Source organism: Vibrio sp. 10N.261.51.F12, from assembly GCF_041471725.1.
Taxonomy (GTDB): domain Bacteria; phylum Pseudomonadota; class Gammaproteobacteria; order Enterobacterales; family Vibrionaceae; genus Vibrio.
Genome location: NZ_JBFROV010000022.1, coordinates 1 through 14,189, shown reverse-complemented (window position 1 = coordinate 14,189; position 14,189 = coordinate 1). Strand labels below are relative to the sequence as shown.

Sequence of the window (14,189 nt, the reverse complement as noted above, 5' to 3'; positions counted from 1 at the left end):
CAGACACAAAAAAGCCGAGTATAAATACTCGGCTTTTTAATGCTTCGAACTATTACTCAGCAGCAGCTTCTTCAGCAGCTTCTGGGCGATCTACAAGCTCAATGAAAGCCATTGGAGCTTTATCGCCGGTACGGAAACCAGCTTTTAGGATACGTGTGTAACCGCCTTGGCGGGTAGCAAAACGTGGACCTAGTTCGTTGAATAGTTTCGCAACTACTTCGTTATCACGAGTACGTGCAAATGCTAGACGACGGTTAGCAACGCTGTCAGTCTTAGCTAGTGTAATCAAAGGCTCAACTACGCGACGTAGCTCTTTTGCTTTAGGCAATGTAGTCTTGATTACTTCATGACGTACAAGAGAGCTAGCCATATTGCTGAACATCGCTTTGCGATGACTGCTGTTGCGGTTGAGTTGACGACCACTCTTACGATGGCGCATGACCTAATCCTTCTAACTAGTATCGATTAATCTTCAGCGATAGACGCTGGTGGCCAGTTTTCTAGGCGCATGCCCAGAGAAAGACCACGTGATGCAAGTACGTCTTTAATCTCAGTAAGAGATTTTTTACCAAGGTTTGGCGTTTTAAGTAGCTCAACCTCAGTACGCTGTACAAGATCACCGATGTAGTGAATCGCTTCTGCTTTCAGACAGTTAGCAGAGCGAACTGTTAGTTCAAGATCGTCTACAGGACGCAGTAGAATAGGATCGAACTCCGGCTTCTCTTCTTTCTCCTCAGGAACTCGTACATCACGAAGATCTACGAATGCATCCAGTTGTTCAGCTAAAATAGTAGCTGCACGACGGATAGCTTCCTCAGGTTCCAGAGTACCGTTCGTTTCCATGTCGATGACAAGTTTGTCCAAGTCAGTACGTTGTTCTACACGAGCTGCTTCAACAGCATAGGCGATTTTATCGACTGGGCTGTATGTAGCATCTACAAGTAGACGACCGATTGGGCGCTCATCTTCTTCAGTATGGATACGAGCTGAAGCTGGAACGTAACCACGACCACGTTCTACTTTGATACGCATAGCGATCTCAGCGTTGTCATCCGTTAGGTGACAAATAACGTGTTCTGGGTTAGCGATCTCTACATCACCATCATGGGTGATGTCACCTGCAACAACAGGGCCTGAGCCTGATTTATTCAGTGTAATGAATACTTCATCTTTGCCTTCGGCTACGCGAACAGCTAGACCTTTCAAGTTAAGCAATATCTCAAGGATATCTTCTTGAACGCCTTCTTTAGTGCTGTACTCGTGCAAAACGCCTTCTATTTCAACTTCTGTTACAGCACAACCTGGCATAGAAGATAGTAGAATACGACGAAGTGCATTACCTAGAGTGTGGCCAAAGCCACGCTCTAATGGCTCAAGAGTTACTTTTGCGTGTGTCGTGCTGATTTGTTCAATATCAACAAGACGTGGCTTAAGAAATTCTGTTACAGAACCCTGCATTGTGTCCTCTCTTTATATTAAACCTTACTTAGAGTAAAGTTCGACGATCAAGTGTTCGTTAATGTCAGCAGATAGATCTGAACGCTCAGGCATACGCTTGAATGTTCCTTCCATCTTACCAGCATCTACTTCAATCCAAGTTGGTTTTTCACGTTGTCCAGCAACTTCTAGAGCCGCTTTAATACGAGATTGCTGTTTAGCTTTCTCGCGGATAGTAACAACGTCATTAGCCGAAACTTTGAAAGAAGGAACGTTTACAACTTTACCGTTAACTACGATAGCTTTGTGGCTAACTAGTTGACGTGCTTCTGCGCGAGTTGCGCCAAAGCCCATGCGGTAAACTACGTTGTCAAGACGACCTTCAAGAAGCTGAAGCAGGTTTGCACCTGTGTTGCCCTTAAGGCGAGCAGCTTCTTTGTAATAGTTACGGAATTGTTTTTCTAGAACGCCATAAATACGACGAACTTTTTGCTTCTCACGAAGCTGAACGCCATATTCAGATAGACGACCGCGACGAGCGCCGTGTACACCTGGTGCGTTATCAATTTTACACTTGGTATCGATCGCACGTACACCAGACTTAAGGAATAAGTCTGTGCCTTCGCGACGGCTAAGCTTCAGCTTAGGACCCAAATATCTTGCCATGATTCTTCTCCAATTATCCCAGAAACGTTATACGTTTATACGCGACGTTTCTTAGGTGGACGACAACCGTTATGAGGGATTGGTGTAGCATCAACAATGTTTGTGATGCGGAAACCAGCAGCATTCAGTGCACGAACTGTAGATTCGCGACCTGGACCTGGACCCTTAACCATAACTTCCAAGTTCTTTAGACCGTATTCTTTCGCCATTTCAGCACAACGTTCAGCAGCAACTTGTGCAGCAAACGGAGTAGACTTACGAGAGCCACGGAAACCTGAACCACCTGCTGTAGCCCAAGCAAGAGCATTGCCTTGGCGATCAGTAATGGTTACGATTGTGTTATTGAAAGAAGCATGAATGTGCGCTACGCCATCAGCAACTTGCTTGCGTACGCGCTTACGAGCGCGTGTTGGTTGTTTAGCCATTGTACTCTACCTTCCCGACTATTTCTTGATCGGCTTACGCGGACCCTTGCGGGTGCGAGCGTTGGTTTTAGTACGCTGTCCACGTAGTGGTAGACTGCGACGATGACGAAGACCTCTGTAACAACCAAGGTCCATAAGACGCTTGATGTTCATTGAGACTTCACGACGTAGATCACCTTCTACAGTGTATTTTGCAACACCATCACGCAGTTGATCGATCTGTTCTTCATTTAGTTCACTGATCTTAACATCTTCAGCAATACCCACTTCAGCTAGAATAGCTTGAGAGCGAGTCTTACCAATGCCGTAGATCGCAGTTAGTGCGATTACAGCGTGCTTTTGATCAGGAATGTTAATGCCTGCTATACGGGCCATTATTCACTCCATAAAGTGTTTCGTAAAAGAATTATCCGCAACAAAGCCCGTTTAGGATACGTTGCGGGATACTACTTCTTTTGCACGCAAAAGGTAGGTCGAGGAATATACTCGACCATACCTCATATTTCAAGTAAAAATTTCTGCTTTATTAGCCTTGGCGCTGTTTGTGCTTTGGCTCACTGCAAATTACGCGCACAACACCGTTGCGCTTGATAACTTTACAGTTACGGCAGATTTTTTTAACGGAAGCACGAACTTTCATTGCTAAACTCCGTAAATTAAATCTGAATTAACGGCCTGAGCCTTTCAGATTTGCTTTTTTCAACACAGAATCATACTGTTGAGACATCAGATGAGTCTGTACCTGTGCCATAAAGTCCATGATAACAACCACTACGATTAGTAGTGATGTGCCGCCAAAATAGAAACGTACGTTCCAAGCGACCATCATAAACTCGGGAATCAGACAGATAAAGGTAATATATAGAGCACCAGCTAGGGTTAATCTAGTCATTACTTTATCAATATACTTCGCTGTCTGCTCTCCTGGGCGGATACCGGGTACGAATGCACCAGACTTCTTCAAATTATCTGCTGTTTCTCTTGGGTTGAAAACCAACGCCGTATAGAAGAAACAGAAGAAAATTATCGCTGCTGCATAAAGCATTACATACAATGGTTGACCTGGGCTAAGAGCTAAAGACACATCAGTTAACCAACCGAATGCGCTGCTCTCTCCGTTTTGACCAAACCACTGAGCCAATGTTCCTGGGAACAGGATAATGCTCGATGCGAAAATTGCTGGAATAACACCTGCCATGTTGATTTTCAACGGCAAGTGCGTACTTTGAGCAGCAAATACTTTGCGGCCTTGTTGTCGTTTTGCATAGTTAACGACGATACGACGTTGACCACGCTCCATGAACACCACAAAATAAATAACTGCGAAAGATAACACAGCAATAAACAACAAAAGAAGTACGTGCAGTTCACCTTGACGCGCTTGCTCGATTGTTTGACCAATTGCCGAAGGCAATCCAGCAACAATACCTGCAAAAATAAGAATGGAAATACCATTCCCGATTCCACGCTCTGTAATTTGTTCACCTAACCACATCAAAAACATGGTACCGGTTACTAAACTTACGGTAGCAATCAGCGTAAACATGGTTTGGTTGATAACAACCAGATTATTGACCATGTTTGGAAGGCCAGTTGCAATACCTATTGCCTGGAATGTTGCAAGTACAAGCGTACCATAACGCGTATATTGGCTAATCTTACGACGCCCTGCCTCACCCTCTTTTTTGAGTTCGGCTAACGCTGGATGAACTACAGTTAGCAACTGGACAACAATAGATGCCGAAATATACGGCATGATGCCCAGTGCTAAAATAGATGCACGCTCTAGAGCACCACCGGAGAACATGTTAAACATTTCTACGATGGTACCTTTTTGCTGTTCGAACAAATCGGCAAGTACAGCCGCGTCAATACCAGGAATCGGCACAAAAGAGCCGGCACGGAACACTAATAGCGCACCAAGTACGAATAAAAGGCGCGATTTGAGCTCGTTTAAGCCACTTTTAGCACTGTTAAAATCTTGTCCTGGTTTCTTAGCCATCTGTACCTCGTCCCTCGAGATTATTCCTCGATTTTACCGCCTGCAGCTTCGATTGCAGCTTTAGCGCCTTTTGTCACGCGTAGACCTTTAACAGTCACAGCTTTCGTTAGTTCACCTGAAAGAACAACTTTTACAAATTCGATGTTCTTAGTGATAACGTTAGCCGCTTTAAGACTGTTTAGATCAACAACGTCACCAGTTACTTTCGCTAGCTCAGCTAGACGAACTTCAGCAGACACTAGGCTCTTACGAGAAGTGAAACCGAATTTAGGTAGACGCTGTTTCAAAGGCATTTGACCGCCTTCAAAGCCTGGACGAACACTGCCGCCAGAACGTGACTTTTGGCCTTTATGACCACGGCCTGCTGTTTTACCAAGGCCAGAACCGATACCACGACCTACGCGCTTCTTAGAAGGCTTAGAACCCGCAGCCGGTGATAGAGTATTCAAACGCATTCTGATTACTCCTCAACTTTAACCATGTAGTAAACCTTGTTGATCATACCGCGTACACACGGAGTATCTTCAAGCTCTACTGTATGGTTGATTTTACGAAGGCCTAAACCTTTAAGACACGCTTTGTGCTTAGGTAGACGACCGATTGAACTCTTAGTTTGAGTCACTTTAATAGTATTAGCCATGGTTCTTACTCCGAAATCGATTCAACAGTGAGACCACGTTTAGCTGCTACCATTTCTGGAGACTTAACGTCTACTAGACCAGCAATCGTTGCGCGAACAACGTTGATTGGGTTAGTTGAACCGTAAGCTTTAGCTAATACGTTGTGAACACCTACAACTTCAAGTACTGCACGCATCGCACCGCCGGCGATGATACCAGTACCTTCTGCAGCTGGCTGCATGTAGATCTTAGAGCCCGAATGACGACCTTTCACCGCGTGGTGAAGAGTGCCTTCGTTAAGCGAAATCGTAACCATGTTGCGACGCGCTTTTTCCATTGCTTTTTGGATCGCTGCAGGTACTTCACGGGCTTTGCCGTAACCGAAACCTACACGACCATTACCGTCACCAACTACTGTTAGTGCAGTGAAGCTCATGATTCGACCACCTTTAACCGTTTTAGAAACACGGTTAACAGCGATTAGTTTTTCTTGCAAATCACTAGCTTGTTGTTGTTCTCTTGCCATCTTCCAACCCTACCTTAGAATTTCAGACCAGCTTCGCGAGCAGAATCTGCTAGCGCCGCTACTCGACCGTGGTATTGGAAACCAGAACGATCAAATGCAACTGTAGAAACGCCTTTTTCAAGAGCGCGTTCTGCAATAGCTTTACCTATTGCTTGAGCTGCTTCGATGTTACCAGTGTTCTTAACTTGCTCACGGATCGCTTTTTCTACAGTAGAAGCAGAAGCGATGACCTCAGAGCCGTTTGATGCGATAACCTGAGCGTACACATGACGCGGAGTACGGTGTACAACTAGGCGAGTTGCACCCAGTTCTGCAATCTTACGACGCGCACGTGTAGCACGACGGATGCGAGATGCTTTCTTATCCATAGTGTTACCTTATTTTTTCTTAGCTTCTTTGGTACGCACATTTTCATCTGCGTAACGAACACCTTTGCCTTTATAAGGCTCAGGCTCACGGTAAGAACGAATGTCAGCTGCAACTTGACCTACTAATTGCTTATCGCAACCAGTAATGATGATCTCAGTTTGGCTAGGACACTCGGCTTTAATACCCGCTGGCAACTCGTGCTCAACTGGGTGAGAGAAACCTAGAGTTAGGCCAACCGCATTGCCTTTAATAGCAGCACGGTAACCAACACCCTTAAGAGTCAGTTTCTTAGTAAAGCCTTCGGTAACACCAACAACCATGTTGTTAACTAGTGCACGAGCAGTACCTGCTTGTGCCCAAGCGTTAGCAACACCTTCTTTCGGTCCGAAAGTTAGGTTGTTCTCTTCCTGTGCAACAACTACTGCATTGTTAAGAACGCGAGTTAGTTCACCTTTGCTACCTTTAACAGTAACTTCTTGGCCGTTTAGTTTCACCTCTACGCCAGCTGGAATAGCGACAGGTGCTTTAGCAACACGAGACATAGTCTACTCCTTAAGCGACGTAACAGATGATTTCACCGCCAAGGCATGCTTTACGAGCAGCACGGTCTGACATCAGACCCTTGGAAGTAGATACGACTGCAATACCCAAACCACCCATTACAGATGGTAGCTCGTTGTTCTTCTTGTAAACACGAAGACCAGGACGAGATACACGTTTGATTTGCTCGATTACAGGTTTAGCTTGGAAGTACTTAAGTGTAACTTCTAGCTCAGGTTTAGTTTCGCCATCAACAGCGAAATCTGTAATATAACCTTCAGCTTTCAGCAAAGCAGCAATTGCAACTTTAAGCTTTGAAGAAGGCATTTTAACAGCAACTTTATTTGCTGCCTGACCGTTACGAATACGGGTCAGCATATCCGAAATCGGATCTTGCATGCTCATATGATTTACTCCAAATGATTAAGCGGCAATTACCAGCTAGCCTTACGAAGTCCAGGAATCTCGCCTTTCATGCAAGCTTCACGAACCTTAATACGGCTTAGACCGAACTTACGTAGGAAACCGTGTGGACGACCAGTTTGGTTGCAACGGTTGCGCTGACGTGATGCACTTGAATCACGTGGAAGAGATTGCAGTTTTAGAACCGCATTCCAACGATCTTCTTCTGATGCGTTAACATCGCTAATGATTGCTTTTAACGCTGAACGCTTTTCTGCGAACTTAGTTACAAGCTTTGCACGTTTTGCTTCACGTGCTTTCATTGATTGTTTAGCCATAACAGTAACCCTTCACCTTACTTGCGGAATGGGAAGTTAAAGGCAGCCAGCAGAGCTCGGCCTTCCTCATCGTTTGCAGCAGACGTCGTAATAGTGATGTCTAAGCCACGAACACGGTCTACTTTATCGTAGTCGATTTCCGGGAAGATGATTTGCTCGCGAACGCCCATGCTGTAGTTACCGCGTCCGTCAAAAGACTTAGCGCTAACACCACGGAAATCACGTACACGTGGAAGTGCGATAGAGATTAAACGCTCTAAAAATTCCCACATACGTTCGCCACGCAAGGTTACTTTACAACCAATTGGGTAGCCTTCACGAATTTTGAAACCAGCAACAGATTTACGCGCTTTAGTGATAAGTGGCTTTTGACCAGAGATCGTTGCCATATCAGCAGCTGCGTTTTCTAGCAGTTTCTTATCGTTGATTGCTTCACCAACGCCCATATTTAGGGTGATTTTATCAATCCTAGGGACTTGCATGACGCTTGAGTAGCTGAACTCTTTGGTCAGTTCAGCAACTACAGACGACTTGTAGTAATCATGCAGTTTCGCCATAGTAGAACTCCAAATTACTTCTAATTAGTTAGAAACAGTTTCGCCGTTAGATTTAAAGAAACGAACTTTCTTACCATCTTCGATACGGAAACCGATGCGGTCTGCTTTACCAGTAGCCGCGTTAAAGACTGCAATGTTGGAAGCATCAATAGCTGCTTCTTGTTCAACGATGCCACCTTGTTGACCTAGAGCCGGAACCGGCTTTTGGTGCTTCTTAACAAGGTTAATGCCTTCAACGATAACTTTACCGGTCGCTAGAACCTTAGTTACTTTACCTTTCTTGCCTTTGTCTTTCCCAGCAAGAACGATTACTTCGTCGTTACGACGGATTTTAGCTGCCATGTGCCGCTCCTTACAGAACTTCTGGTGCTAGTGAAACGATTTTCATGAATTTCGCATTGCGAAGTTCACGCGTCACTGGACCAAAGATACGTGTGCCGACTGGTTGCTCAGTAGTGTCGTTCAACAATACACAAGCGTTGCGGTCGAAGCGAATGACAGAGCCATCTGGACGACGTACGCCTTTACGGGTGCGAACTACCACCGCCTTCAGGACATCACCTTTTTTAACTTTACCACGAGGAATTGCTTCCTTCACAGTAACCTTGATGACATCACCGATGTGTGCATAACGGCGGTGAGAGCCACCCAGGACCTTAATACACATTACTCTACGAGCGCCGGAGTTATCCGCAGCGTCGAGTGTACTTTGCATTTGGATCATGTTAGTGCTCCGCTAAATAATAAAAACTAGACCCTCTCGGGTCGGGCTGCCTCTTTAAAGGGACGCGAACTATATCACCCTTTATCGAGATTGGGTAGACAAAAAATAAGCGGCCCCCAAAATAAATCGGAGCCGCTTGATTTTTAAGCTAAAAATCTGATTAAGATTTCGCTTTTTCTACGATGTTTACCAAAGTCCAAGATTTCATCTTAGACATTGGACGACATTCACGAATCTCAACAGTGTCGCCAATGCCACACTCGTTGTTTTCGTCATGTGCGTGTATTTTAGTCGTACGCTTTACGAATTTACCGTAAATTGGGTGTTTCACCATGCGTTCGATTGTCACAACGATAGACTTGTCAGCCTTGTTGCTAAGTACACGACCTAGTTGGGTACGAATTTTGTCGCTCATTATGCGCCTGCCTTCTCAGTCAAAACAGTTTTCACACGTGCGATATCACGGCGTACAGCTTTAAGAGTATGAGTTTGCTGAAGTTGACCAGTTGCACCTTGCATGCGCAAGTTAAACTGTTCACGTAGCAAATTCAAAAGCTCAGCGTTAAGCTCTTCAACGCTTTTTTCGCGTAGATCTTGTGCTTTCATCACATCACCTGCTTAGTTACAAATGTAGTTTTGAACGGCAGTTTGCGAGCCGCTAGGCGGAACGCTTCACGTGCCAACTCTTCAGGTACACCGTCCATTTCGTACATAACCTTTCCAGGTTGGATTTGGGCTACCCAGTACTCAACGTTACCTTTACCCTTACCCTGACGAACTTCAAGTGGTTTTTCTGTGATTGGCTTATCTGGGAACACACGGATCCAGATTTGGCCTTGACGCTTAACGTGACGCGTCATAGCACGACGTGCCGCTTCGATCTGACGAGCAGTAAGACGACCACGGCCAACCGCTTTAAGACCAAAAGTACCGAAGCTTACATCAGTACCTTTAGCTAAACCACGGTTACGGCCTGTTTGAACCTTGCGGAACTTAGTACGTTTAGGTTGTAGCATCTGTCGACTCCTTACTTACGGCCTTTGCGCTGCTTCTTAGGCTTGTCGCCTTTTGGCTCAACAGCGTTAGCTGCCGGCATACCGCCTAGAATCTCACCTTTGAAGATCCAGACTTTAACGCCGATCACACCGTATTGGGTGTGAGCCGAAGAAGTTGCGTAATCAATGTCAGCACGTAGAGTGTGTAGAGGCACACGGCCTTCACGATACCACTCAGCACGTGCAATTTCAGCGCCGCCTAAACGACCGCTTACTTGCACTTTGATACCTTTAGCGCCTAGACGCATAGCATTCTGAACCGCACGCTTCATAGCGCGACGGAACATCACACGACGCTCTAGTTGAGACGCGATGCTATCAGCAACTAATTTGCCGTCTAGCTCAGGCTTACGTACTTCAGCGATGTTAATTTGCGCTGGTACACCTGCGATTTTAGCTACAGCAGTGCGTAGCTTCTCAACGTCTTCGCCTTTCTTACCGATAACAACACCAGGACGAGCTGTGTGAATAGTCACACGGATGCTCTTCGCTGGACGCTCGATAACGATGCGTGATAGAGACGCTTTTGCTAGTTCCTTAGTAAGGAACTGACGTACCTTGAAGTCGCCATCTAGGTTATCAGCGAATTCGTTGGTATTAGCAAACCATGTAGCATTCCAAGGCTTAACGATGCCAAGACGAATACCATTTGGATGTACTTTCTGACCCATTGCTTATCTCCTAGCTTTTAGCGATCTGCTACAACAACAGTGATGTGGCTTGAACGCTTCAAGATACGGTCGGCACGGCCTTTAGCACGAGGCATAATACGCTTCATGATAGGGCCTTCATCTACGAAGATTTTAGCGACATTAAGATCGTCGATATCTGCACCTTCGTTATGTTCCGCATTCGCGATTGCTGATTCTAGAACTTTCTTAATTAATTCAGCAGCTTTTTTGTTGCTGAAAGTAAGTAGTTCTAGCGCTTGATCCACGTTTTTACCGCGGATTTGGTCTGCAACTAAGCGAGCTTTCTGAGGAGAAATACGAGCAAAGTTATGTTTAGCGATAGCTTCCATCATCTACTCCTATTTCTTCTTAGCTTTCTTATCTGCAGCATGGCCGCGATAAGTGCGAGTTGGTGCAAATTCGCCCAGTTTGTGACCGATCATTTCTTCGGTAACGAAAACTGGTACGTGCTGACGACCATTATGGACAGCGATGGTCAAACCGATCATAGTAGGTATGATCATTGAGCGACGGGACCAAGTCTTAACAGGCTTTTTGTCTCCGCTTTCCACCGCTTTCTCTACCTTCTTCAGCAAGTGTAGGTCAATAAAAGGACCTTTCTTGAGAGAACGTGGCATGGCGATTCCTCTTTATAGATTATTTATTACGACGACGTACAATGTACTTGTCAGTGCGCTTGTTCTTACGAGTCTTAAAGCCTTTAGTAGGCTGACCCCAAGGAGATACTGGGTGACGGCCACCAGATGTACGACCTTCACCACCACCGTGCGGGTGATCTACCGGGTTCATTACCACACCGCGGACGGTTGGACGAACACCGCGCCAGCGACTAGCACCAGCTTTACCTAGTTCACGTAGCATGTGCTCAGCATTACCAACTTCACCGAGCGTAGCACGGCCTTCTGATAATACTTTGCGCATTTCACCTGAACGTAGGCGTAGAGTTACATAAGCACCATCGCGAGCGATAAGTTGTGCGTATGCACCTGCAGAACGAGCAATTTGTGCACCTTTACCAGGCTTCAATTCAACACAGTGAACTGTAGAACCTACAGGGATGTTACGCATCGGCAGAGTGTTACCTGCTTTGATTGGCGCATCAACACCTGATTGGATAGAGTCACCCGCTTGGATGCCCTTTGGTGCAATAATGTAGCGGCGCTCACCGTCTGCGTACAGAACTAGAGCAATGTTTGCGCTACGGTTTGGATCGTATTCTAGACGCTCAACTTTCGCTGGGATACCGTCTTTAGTACGTTTGAAGTCAATCAAACGGTAATGGTGTTTATGACCACCACCGATGTGACGTACTGTAATACGACCGTTGTTGTTACGACCACCGTTCTTAGAGTTTTTCTCTAGAAGTGGTGCGTATGGCTTACCCTTGTGCAGGTCAGTGTTAACAACTTTAACAACGTGACGACGACCAGGGGAAGTCGGCTTACATTTAACAATAGCCATTCTTAACTACTCCTGTTATTCCGCGCCGCCAACGAAGTCAAGGTCTTGACCTTCAGCCAAAGTAACATACGCTTTCTTAACGTCGCTGCGGCGACCTTGGCGTAGACCTTGGCGTTTAGTCTTACCCTTAAGAATAAGAGTATTTACAGACTTAACTTCAACTTCAAATAGCTTTTCTACAGCTGCTTTGATCTCTTTCTTCGTTGCATCTTTCGCTACTTTGAAAACGATAGTATTCGCTTTCTCTGCAGCCATAGTTGCTTTCTCAGAAATGTGCGGAGCACGTAGAACTTTTAGGATGCGTTCTTCAGTGATCATGCTAGCATCTCCTCAACTTGCTTAACTGCGTCAGCAGTCATTAGAACCTTGTCAAAGCCGATTAGACTTACTGGATCAATCGCAGCAACGTCACGAGCATCAACTTTGTAAAGGTTACGAGCAGCTAAGAATAGATTCTCATCTACTTCGCTAGTCACAATAAGAACGTCCGTTAGCTCAAGATCATTAAGCTTAGCGATTAGCTCTTTTGTTTTTGGTGCTTCAACTGAGAAGTTGTCTACAACAACTAGACGCTCTTGACGAACAAGCTCAGAAAGAATGCTTTTCATAGCACCGCGGTACATTTTTTTGTTTACTTTTTGGCTGTGATCTTGTGGTTTCGCAGCAAAAGTAACACCACCTGTACGCCAGATTGGGCTACGAATTGTACCAGCACGTGCACGGCCAGTACCTTTTTGACGCCATGGCTTAGCGCCACCGCCAGATACTTCTGAACGAGTCTTTTGAGCACGAGTACCTTGACGAGCACCTGCTGCATAAGCAACAACTACTTGGTGTACAAGAGCTTCGTTGAAGTCACGTCCGAAAGTAGTCTCGGAAACAGTTAGTGCATCAGCACCTTTAACCATCAATTCCATTACTTACTCCTAGACGTTATGCTTTAATAGCTGGTTTAACGATCACGTTGCCGCCTGTTGAGCCTGGTACTGCACCTTTAATAAGGAGCAAACCGCGCTCAGCGTCAACACGTACGATCTCTAGGTTTTGAGTCGTTACACGCTCAGCACCCATGTGACCTGCCATTTTCTTGCCTTTAAATACGCGACCTGGAGTTTGGCATTGACCAATTGAACCCGGTGCACGGTGAGACAAGGAGTTACCGTGAGTCATATCTTGAGTAGAGAAGTTCCAACGCTTGATAGCGCCTTGGAAGCCTTTACCTTTAGATGTACCAGTAACGTCTACTTTTTTAACGTCGTTGAATAGTTCTACGTTTAGCTCAGCGCCAAGTTCAAACTCTTCGCCGTTTTCCAAACGGAATTCCCAAAGACCGCGACCTGCTTCAACACCTGCTTTCGCAAAGTGGCCAGCTTGTGGCTTAGAAACACGGCTAGCTTTCTTCTCGCCTGCAGTAATTTGAATTGCAGCATAACCGTCAGTCTCAAGTGATTTAACTTGAGTTACACGGTTCGCTTCAACCTCAACTACTGTTACAGGGATAGAAACGCCTTCTTCGGTAAATACGCGGGTCATACCCACTTTACGTCCGACTAGACCAATCATTATTCTTATCTCCCTTAACCTAGGCTGATTTGAACATCAACGCCAGCAGCAAGATCAAGACGCATTAGAGCATCAACAGTTTTATCTGTTGGCTCAACGATGTCGATCAAACGCTTGTGAGTACGAATTTCGTACTGATCACGTGCATCTTTGTTGACGTGTGGAGAGGTAAGAACAGTGAAACGCTCTTTACGAGTAGGAAGTGGAATAGGACCACGAACCTGTGCGCCGGTACGCTTAGCTGTTTCAACGATTTCCGCAGTAGACTGATCGATTAGCTTGTAATCAAAAGCCTTTAGGCGGATACGAATACGTTGGTTCTGCATGAGACAGAGCTCCAAAATTAATTATTACACAAACAATATCGCCACTCATGCTCGCTAAAGCGAGAGAATGTCGATTGATTTATGTGAAACCGTAGCATTCTAATTGAATGCATTGTCAGCTAATTTTCGATTACCCTAAACCTATTTAACGTATAAATACGCTAGTAAATAAAAAGTAATTGTATTAACTGCGAACATAAGCTGAGTCTACGTTACTAAACATCTACGTGAGTAGGCGTTCACTCCTCAGTGCTCATTGGTTCACAACTGGCTAGGCCAGAGCGCGCTATTATACAGAACATCAGCGGACTTGCAATAGGAGGAGAGAAAATAATCAGCACATAAATAAGGAAAGGATTTTGCAGGGGAAATCAGGGCAGCGATATCAGTCTTAGGGGCCAGTAGTACTCGTACTACTTCAAATAAAAAGAGGAGCCTAAGCTCCTCTTTTTCAGTGCGGTATTCGCAAGATTTTGCTAAAAATTA

28 protein-coding genes are annotated in these 14,189 nt (G+C 45.4%); all 28 read right to left on the bottom strand.

The window, feature by feature from the left end:
* Nucleotides 1–52 precede the first annotated feature (52 nt).
* The 28 genes from rplQ to rpsJ all read right to left on the bottom strand — a co-directional run bounded on the left by rplQ (nt 53) and on the right by rpsJ (nt 13,703).
* Entirely contained in the window at nt 53–439 is a 387-nt protein-coding gene (gene rplQ, locus AB4405_RS14455) for a 50S ribosomal protein L17 (RefSeq protein ID WP_102471321.1), read from the bottom strand.
* 26 nt (nt 440–465) lie between these two features.
* On the bottom strand, nt 466–1,458 hold the full coding sequence (locus tag AB4405_RS14450) for a DNA-directed RNA polymerase subunit alpha (protein WP_102471322.1): 993 nt from the start codon (nt 1,456–1,458) through the stop codon (nt 466–468).
* 24 nt (nt 1,459–1,482) lie between these two features.
* On the bottom strand, nt 1,483–2,103 hold the full coding sequence (gene rpsD / locus AB4405_RS14445; RefSeq protein WP_102471323.1) for a 30S ribosomal protein S4: 621 nt from the start codon (nt 2,101–2,103) through the stop codon (nt 1,483–1,485).
* Between the two features lie 35 nt (nt 2,104–2,138).
* Complete coding sequence (gene rpsK / locus AB4405_RS14440) at nt 2,139–2,528, bottom strand: 30S ribosomal protein S11 (RefSeq protein WP_001118870.1); 390 nt, start codon at nt 2,526–2,528, stop codon at nt 2,139–2,141.
* A gap of 18 nt (nt 2,529–2,546) precedes the next feature.
* A complete protein-coding gene (gene rpsM / locus AB4405_RS14435) occupies nt 2,547–2,903 on the bottom strand; it encodes a 30S ribosomal protein S13 (RefSeq protein WP_102471324.1) in 357 nt (118 codons plus the stop codon).
* A gap of 151 nt (nt 2,904–3,054) precedes the next feature.
* Entirely contained in the window at nt 3,055–3,168 is a 114-nt protein-coding gene (gene rpmJ / locus AB4405_RS14430) for a 50S ribosomal protein L36 (protein WP_000868186.1), read from the bottom strand.
* Between the two features lie 27 nt (nt 3,169–3,195).
* On the bottom strand, nt 3,196–4,530 hold the full coding sequence (secY, locus tag AB4405_RS14425) for a preprotein translocase subunit SecY (RefSeq protein ID WP_102471325.1): 1,335 nt from the start codon (nt 4,528–4,530) through the stop codon (nt 3,196–3,198).
* Nucleotides 4,531–4,550: 20 nt separating this feature from the next.
* Nucleotides 4,551–4,985 (bottom strand): 50S ribosomal protein L15, encoded by a 435-nt coding sequence (rplO, locus tag AB4405_RS14420; protein WP_102471326.1) that lies wholly within the window; start codon nt 4,983–4,985, stop codon nt 4,551–4,553.
* 5 nt (nt 4,986–4,990) lie between these two features.
* The gene (rpmD, locus tag AB4405_RS14415; protein WP_102471327.1) at nt 4,991–5,170 is read right to left on the bottom strand and encodes a 50S ribosomal protein L30; all 180 of its coding nucleotides are present in this window, start codon (nt 5,168–5,170) and stop codon (nt 4,991–4,993) included.
* Nucleotides 5,171–5,175: 5 nt separating this feature from the next.
* Nucleotides 5,176–5,676 carry a 30S ribosomal protein S5 gene (rpsE, locus tag AB4405_RS14410; RefSeq protein ID WP_102471328.1) on the bottom strand — a complete coding sequence of 167 codons (501 nt, stop codon included), beginning with the start codon at nt 5,674–5,676 and terminating at the stop codon, nt 5,176–5,178.
* A gap of 14 nt (nt 5,677–5,690) precedes the next feature.
* On the bottom strand, nt 5,691–6,044 hold the full coding sequence (rplR, locus tag AB4405_RS14405; RefSeq protein ID WP_102471329.1) for a 50S ribosomal protein L18: 354 nt from the start codon (nt 6,042–6,044) through the stop codon (nt 5,691–5,693).
* Nucleotides 6,045–6,053: 9 nt separating this feature from the next.
* Complete coding sequence (rplF, locus tag AB4405_RS14400; protein ID WP_102471330.1) at nt 6,054–6,587, bottom strand: 50S ribosomal protein L6; 534 nt, start codon at nt 6,585–6,587, stop codon at nt 6,054–6,056.
* 10 nt (nt 6,588–6,597) lie between these two features.
* Nucleotides 6,598–6,990: a 30S ribosomal protein S8 gene (rpsH, locus tag AB4405_RS14395; RefSeq protein WP_102471331.1), complete on the bottom strand. Its 393-nt coding sequence runs from the start codon at nt 6,988–6,990 to the stop codon at nt 6,598–6,600.
* 29 nt (nt 6,991–7,019) lie between these two features.
* Complete coding sequence (gene rpsN, locus AB4405_RS14390; protein WP_102471332.1) at nt 7,020–7,325, bottom strand: 30S ribosomal protein S14; 306 nt, start codon at nt 7,323–7,325, stop codon at nt 7,020–7,022.
* Between the two features lie 17 nt (nt 7,326–7,342).
* Nucleotides 7,343–7,882: a 50S ribosomal protein L5 gene (gene rplE / locus AB4405_RS14385; RefSeq protein WP_102471333.1), complete on the bottom strand. Its 540-nt coding sequence runs from the start codon at nt 7,880–7,882 to the stop codon at nt 7,343–7,345.
* Between the two features lie 24 nt (nt 7,883–7,906).
* Entirely contained in the window at nt 7,907–8,224 is a 318-nt protein-coding gene (gene rplX, locus AB4405_RS14380; protein WP_102471334.1) for a 50S ribosomal protein L24, read from the bottom strand.
* A gap of 10 nt (nt 8,225–8,234) precedes the next feature.
* On the bottom strand, nt 8,235–8,606 hold the full coding sequence (rplN, locus tag AB4405_RS14375) for a 50S ribosomal protein L14 (RefSeq protein ID WP_017036074.1): 372 nt from the start codon (nt 8,604–8,606) through the stop codon (nt 8,235–8,237).
* 160 nt (nt 8,607–8,766) lie between these two features.
* On the bottom strand, nt 8,767–9,021 hold the full coding sequence (gene rpsQ / locus AB4405_RS14370; protein WP_102471335.1) for a 30S ribosomal protein S17: 255 nt from the start codon (nt 9,019–9,021) through the stop codon (nt 8,767–8,769).
* Entirely contained in the window at nt 9,021–9,212 is a 192-nt protein-coding gene (gene rpmC, locus AB4405_RS14365; protein WP_102471336.1) for a 50S ribosomal protein L29, read from the bottom strand. Before rpmC ends, rpsQ begins: the two co-directional genes overlap by 1 nt.
* Complete coding sequence (rplP, locus tag AB4405_RS14360; protein ID WP_102471337.1) at nt 9,212–9,622, bottom strand: 50S ribosomal protein L16; 411 nt, start codon at nt 9,620–9,622, stop codon at nt 9,212–9,214. Before rplP ends, rpmC begins: the two co-directional genes overlap by 1 nt.
* 11 nt (nt 9,623–9,633) lie before the next feature.
* Nucleotides 9,634–10,332 carry a 30S ribosomal protein S3 gene (gene rpsC, locus AB4405_RS14355; protein ID WP_102471338.1) on the bottom strand — a complete coding sequence of 233 codons (699 nt, stop codon included), beginning with the start codon at nt 10,330–10,332 and terminating at the stop codon, nt 9,634–9,636.
* Nucleotides 10,333–10,349: 17 nt separating this feature from the next.
* On the bottom strand, nt 10,350–10,682 hold the full coding sequence (rplV, locus tag AB4405_RS14350; RefSeq protein WP_102471339.1) for a 50S ribosomal protein L22: 333 nt from the start codon (nt 10,680–10,682) through the stop codon (nt 10,350–10,352).
* A 9-nt stretch (nt 10,683–10,691) separates the two neighbouring features.
* Nucleotides 10,692–10,970: a 30S ribosomal protein S19 gene (gene rpsS / locus AB4405_RS14345; RefSeq protein WP_102471340.1), complete on the bottom strand. Its 279-nt coding sequence runs from the start codon at nt 10,968–10,970 to the stop codon at nt 10,692–10,694.
* Between the two features lie 19 nt (nt 10,971–10,989).
* Nucleotides 10,990–11,814, bottom strand: coding sequence for a 50S ribosomal protein L2 (rplB, locus tag AB4405_RS14340; RefSeq protein WP_102471341.1), 825 nt, complete (start codon nt 11,812–11,814; stop codon nt 10,990–10,992).
* A 15-nt stretch (nt 11,815–11,829) separates the two neighbouring features.
* Entirely contained in the window at nt 11,830–12,132 is a 303-nt protein-coding gene (gene rplW, locus AB4405_RS14335) for a 50S ribosomal protein L23 (RefSeq protein ID WP_031495626.1), read from the bottom strand.
* Nucleotides 12,129–12,731: a 50S ribosomal protein L4 gene (gene rplD, locus AB4405_RS14330; RefSeq protein ID WP_102471342.1), complete on the bottom strand. Its 603-nt coding sequence runs from the start codon at nt 12,729–12,731 to the stop codon at nt 12,129–12,131. Before rplD ends, rplW begins: the two co-directional genes overlap by 4 nt.
* 16 nt (nt 12,732–12,747) lie before the next feature.
* Nucleotides 12,748–13,377 carry a 50S ribosomal protein L3 gene (rplC, locus tag AB4405_RS14325; protein ID WP_102471343.1) on the bottom strand — a complete coding sequence of 210 codons (630 nt, stop codon included), beginning with the start codon at nt 13,375–13,377 and terminating at the stop codon, nt 12,748–12,750.
* Between the two features lie 14 nt (nt 13,378–13,391).
* On the bottom strand, nt 13,392–13,703 hold the full coding sequence (rpsJ, locus tag AB4405_RS14320) for a 30S ribosomal protein S10 (RefSeq protein WP_005417222.1): 312 nt from the start codon (nt 13,701–13,703) through the stop codon (nt 13,392–13,394).
* Between the last annotated feature and the right edge of the window lie 486 nt (nt 13,704–14,189).

Bases quoted from the DNA above. Each gene is read 5' to 3' on its own strand.
- rpsJ (WP_005417222.1), bottom strand. From the start codon at position 13,703: ATGCAGAACCAACGTATTCGTATCCGCCTAAAGGCTTTTGATTACAAG.
- rplW (WP_031495626.1), bottom strand. From the start codon at position 12,132: ATGATCACTGAAGAACGCATCCTAAAAGTTCTACGTGCTCCGCACATT.
- rpmJ (WP_000868186.1), bottom strand. From the start codon at position 3,168: ATGAAAGTTCGTGCTTCCGTTAAAAAAATCTGCCGTAACTGTAAAGTT.
- rpsK (WP_001118870.1), bottom strand. From the start codon at position 2,528: ATGGCTAAACAACCAACACGCGCTCGTAAGCGCGTACGCAAGCAAGTT.
- secY (WP_102471325.1), bottom strand. From the start codon at position 4,530: ATGGCTAAGAAACCAGGACAAGATTTTAACAGTGCTAAAAGTGGCTTA.
- rplP (WP_102471337.1), bottom strand. From the start codon at position 9,622: ATGCTACAACCTAAACGTACTAAGTTCCGCAAGGTTCAAACAGGCCGT.
- rplF (WP_102471330.1), bottom strand. From the start codon at position 6,587: ATGTCTCGTGTTGCTAAAGCACCTGTCGCTATTCCAGCTGGCGTAGAG.
- rplD (WP_102471342.1), bottom strand. From the start codon at position 12,731: ATGGAATTGATGGTTAAAGGTGCTGATGCACTAACTGTTTCCGAGACT.
- rpsC (WP_102471338.1), bottom strand. From the start codon at position 10,332: ATGGGTCAGAAAGTACATCCAAATGGTATTCGTCTTGGCATCGTTAAG.
- rplO (WP_102471326.1), bottom strand. From the start codon at position 4,985: ATGCGTTTGAATACTCTATCACCGGCTGCGGGTTCTAAGCCTTCTAAG.
- rpsQ (WP_102471335.1), bottom strand. From the start codon at position 9,021: ATGAGCGACAAAATTCGTACCCAACTAGGTCGTGTACTTAGCAACAAG.
- rpsS (WP_102471340.1), bottom strand. From the start codon at position 10,970: ATGCCACGTTCTCTCAAGAAAGGTCCTTTTATTGACCTACACTTGCTG.
- rplX (WP_102471334.1), bottom strand. From the start codon at position 8,224: ATGGCAGCTAAAATCCGTCGTAACGACGAAGTAATCGTTCTTGCTGGG.
- rpsE (WP_102471328.1), bottom strand. From the start codon at position 5,676: ATGGCAAGAGAACAACAACAAGCTAGTGATTTGCAAGAAAAACTAATC.
- rpsH (WP_102471331.1), bottom strand. From the start codon at position 6,990: ATGAGCATGCAAGATCCGATTTCGGATATGCTGACCCGTATTCGTAAC.
- rpsD (WP_102471323.1), bottom strand. From the start codon at position 2,103: ATGGCAAGATATTTGGGTCCTAAGCTGAAGCTTAGCCGTCGCGAAGGC.
- rplE (WP_102471333.1), bottom strand. From the start codon at position 7,882: ATGGCGAAACTGCATGATTACTACAAGTCGTCTGTAGTTGCTGAACTG.
- rplC (WP_102471343.1), bottom strand. From the start codon at position 13,377: ATGATTGGTCTAGTCGGACGTAAAGTGGGTATGACCCGCGTATTTACC.
- rpmD (WP_102471327.1), bottom strand. From the start codon at position 5,170: ATGGCTAATACTATTAAAGTGACTCAAACTAAGAGTTCAATCGGTCGT.
- AB4405_RS14450 (WP_102471322.1), bottom strand. From the start codon at position 1,458: ATGCAGGGTTCTGTAACAGAATTTCTTAAGCCACGTCTTGTTGATATT.
- rplB (WP_102471341.1), bottom strand. From the start codon at position 11,814: ATGGCTATTGTTAAATGTAAGCCGACTTCCCCTGGTCGTCGTCACGTT.
- rplN (WP_017036074.1), bottom strand. From the start codon at position 8,606: ATGATCCAAATGCAAAGTACACTCGACGCTGCGGATAACTCCGGCGCT.
- rpsN (WP_102471332.1), bottom strand. From the start codon at position 7,325: ATGGCTAAACAATCAATGAAAGCACGTGAAGCAAAACGTGCAAAGCTT.
- rplR (WP_102471329.1), bottom strand. From the start codon at position 6,044: ATGGATAAGAAAGCATCTCGCATCCGTCGTGCTACACGTGCGCGTCGT.
- rplV (WP_102471339.1), bottom strand. From the start codon at position 10,682: ATGGAAGCTATCGCTAAACATAACTTTGCTCGTATTTCTCCTCAGAAA.
- rpsM (WP_102471324.1), bottom strand. From the start codon at position 2,903: ATGGCCCGTATAGCAGGCATTAACATTCCTGATCAAAAGCACGCTGTA.
- rplQ (WP_102471321.1), bottom strand. From the start codon at position 439: ATGCGCCATCGTAAGAGTGGTCGTCAACTCAACCGCAACAGCAGTCAT.
- rpmC (WP_102471336.1), bottom strand. From the start codon at position 9,212: ATGAAAGCACAAGATCTACGCGAAAAAAGCGTTGAAGAGCTTAACGCT.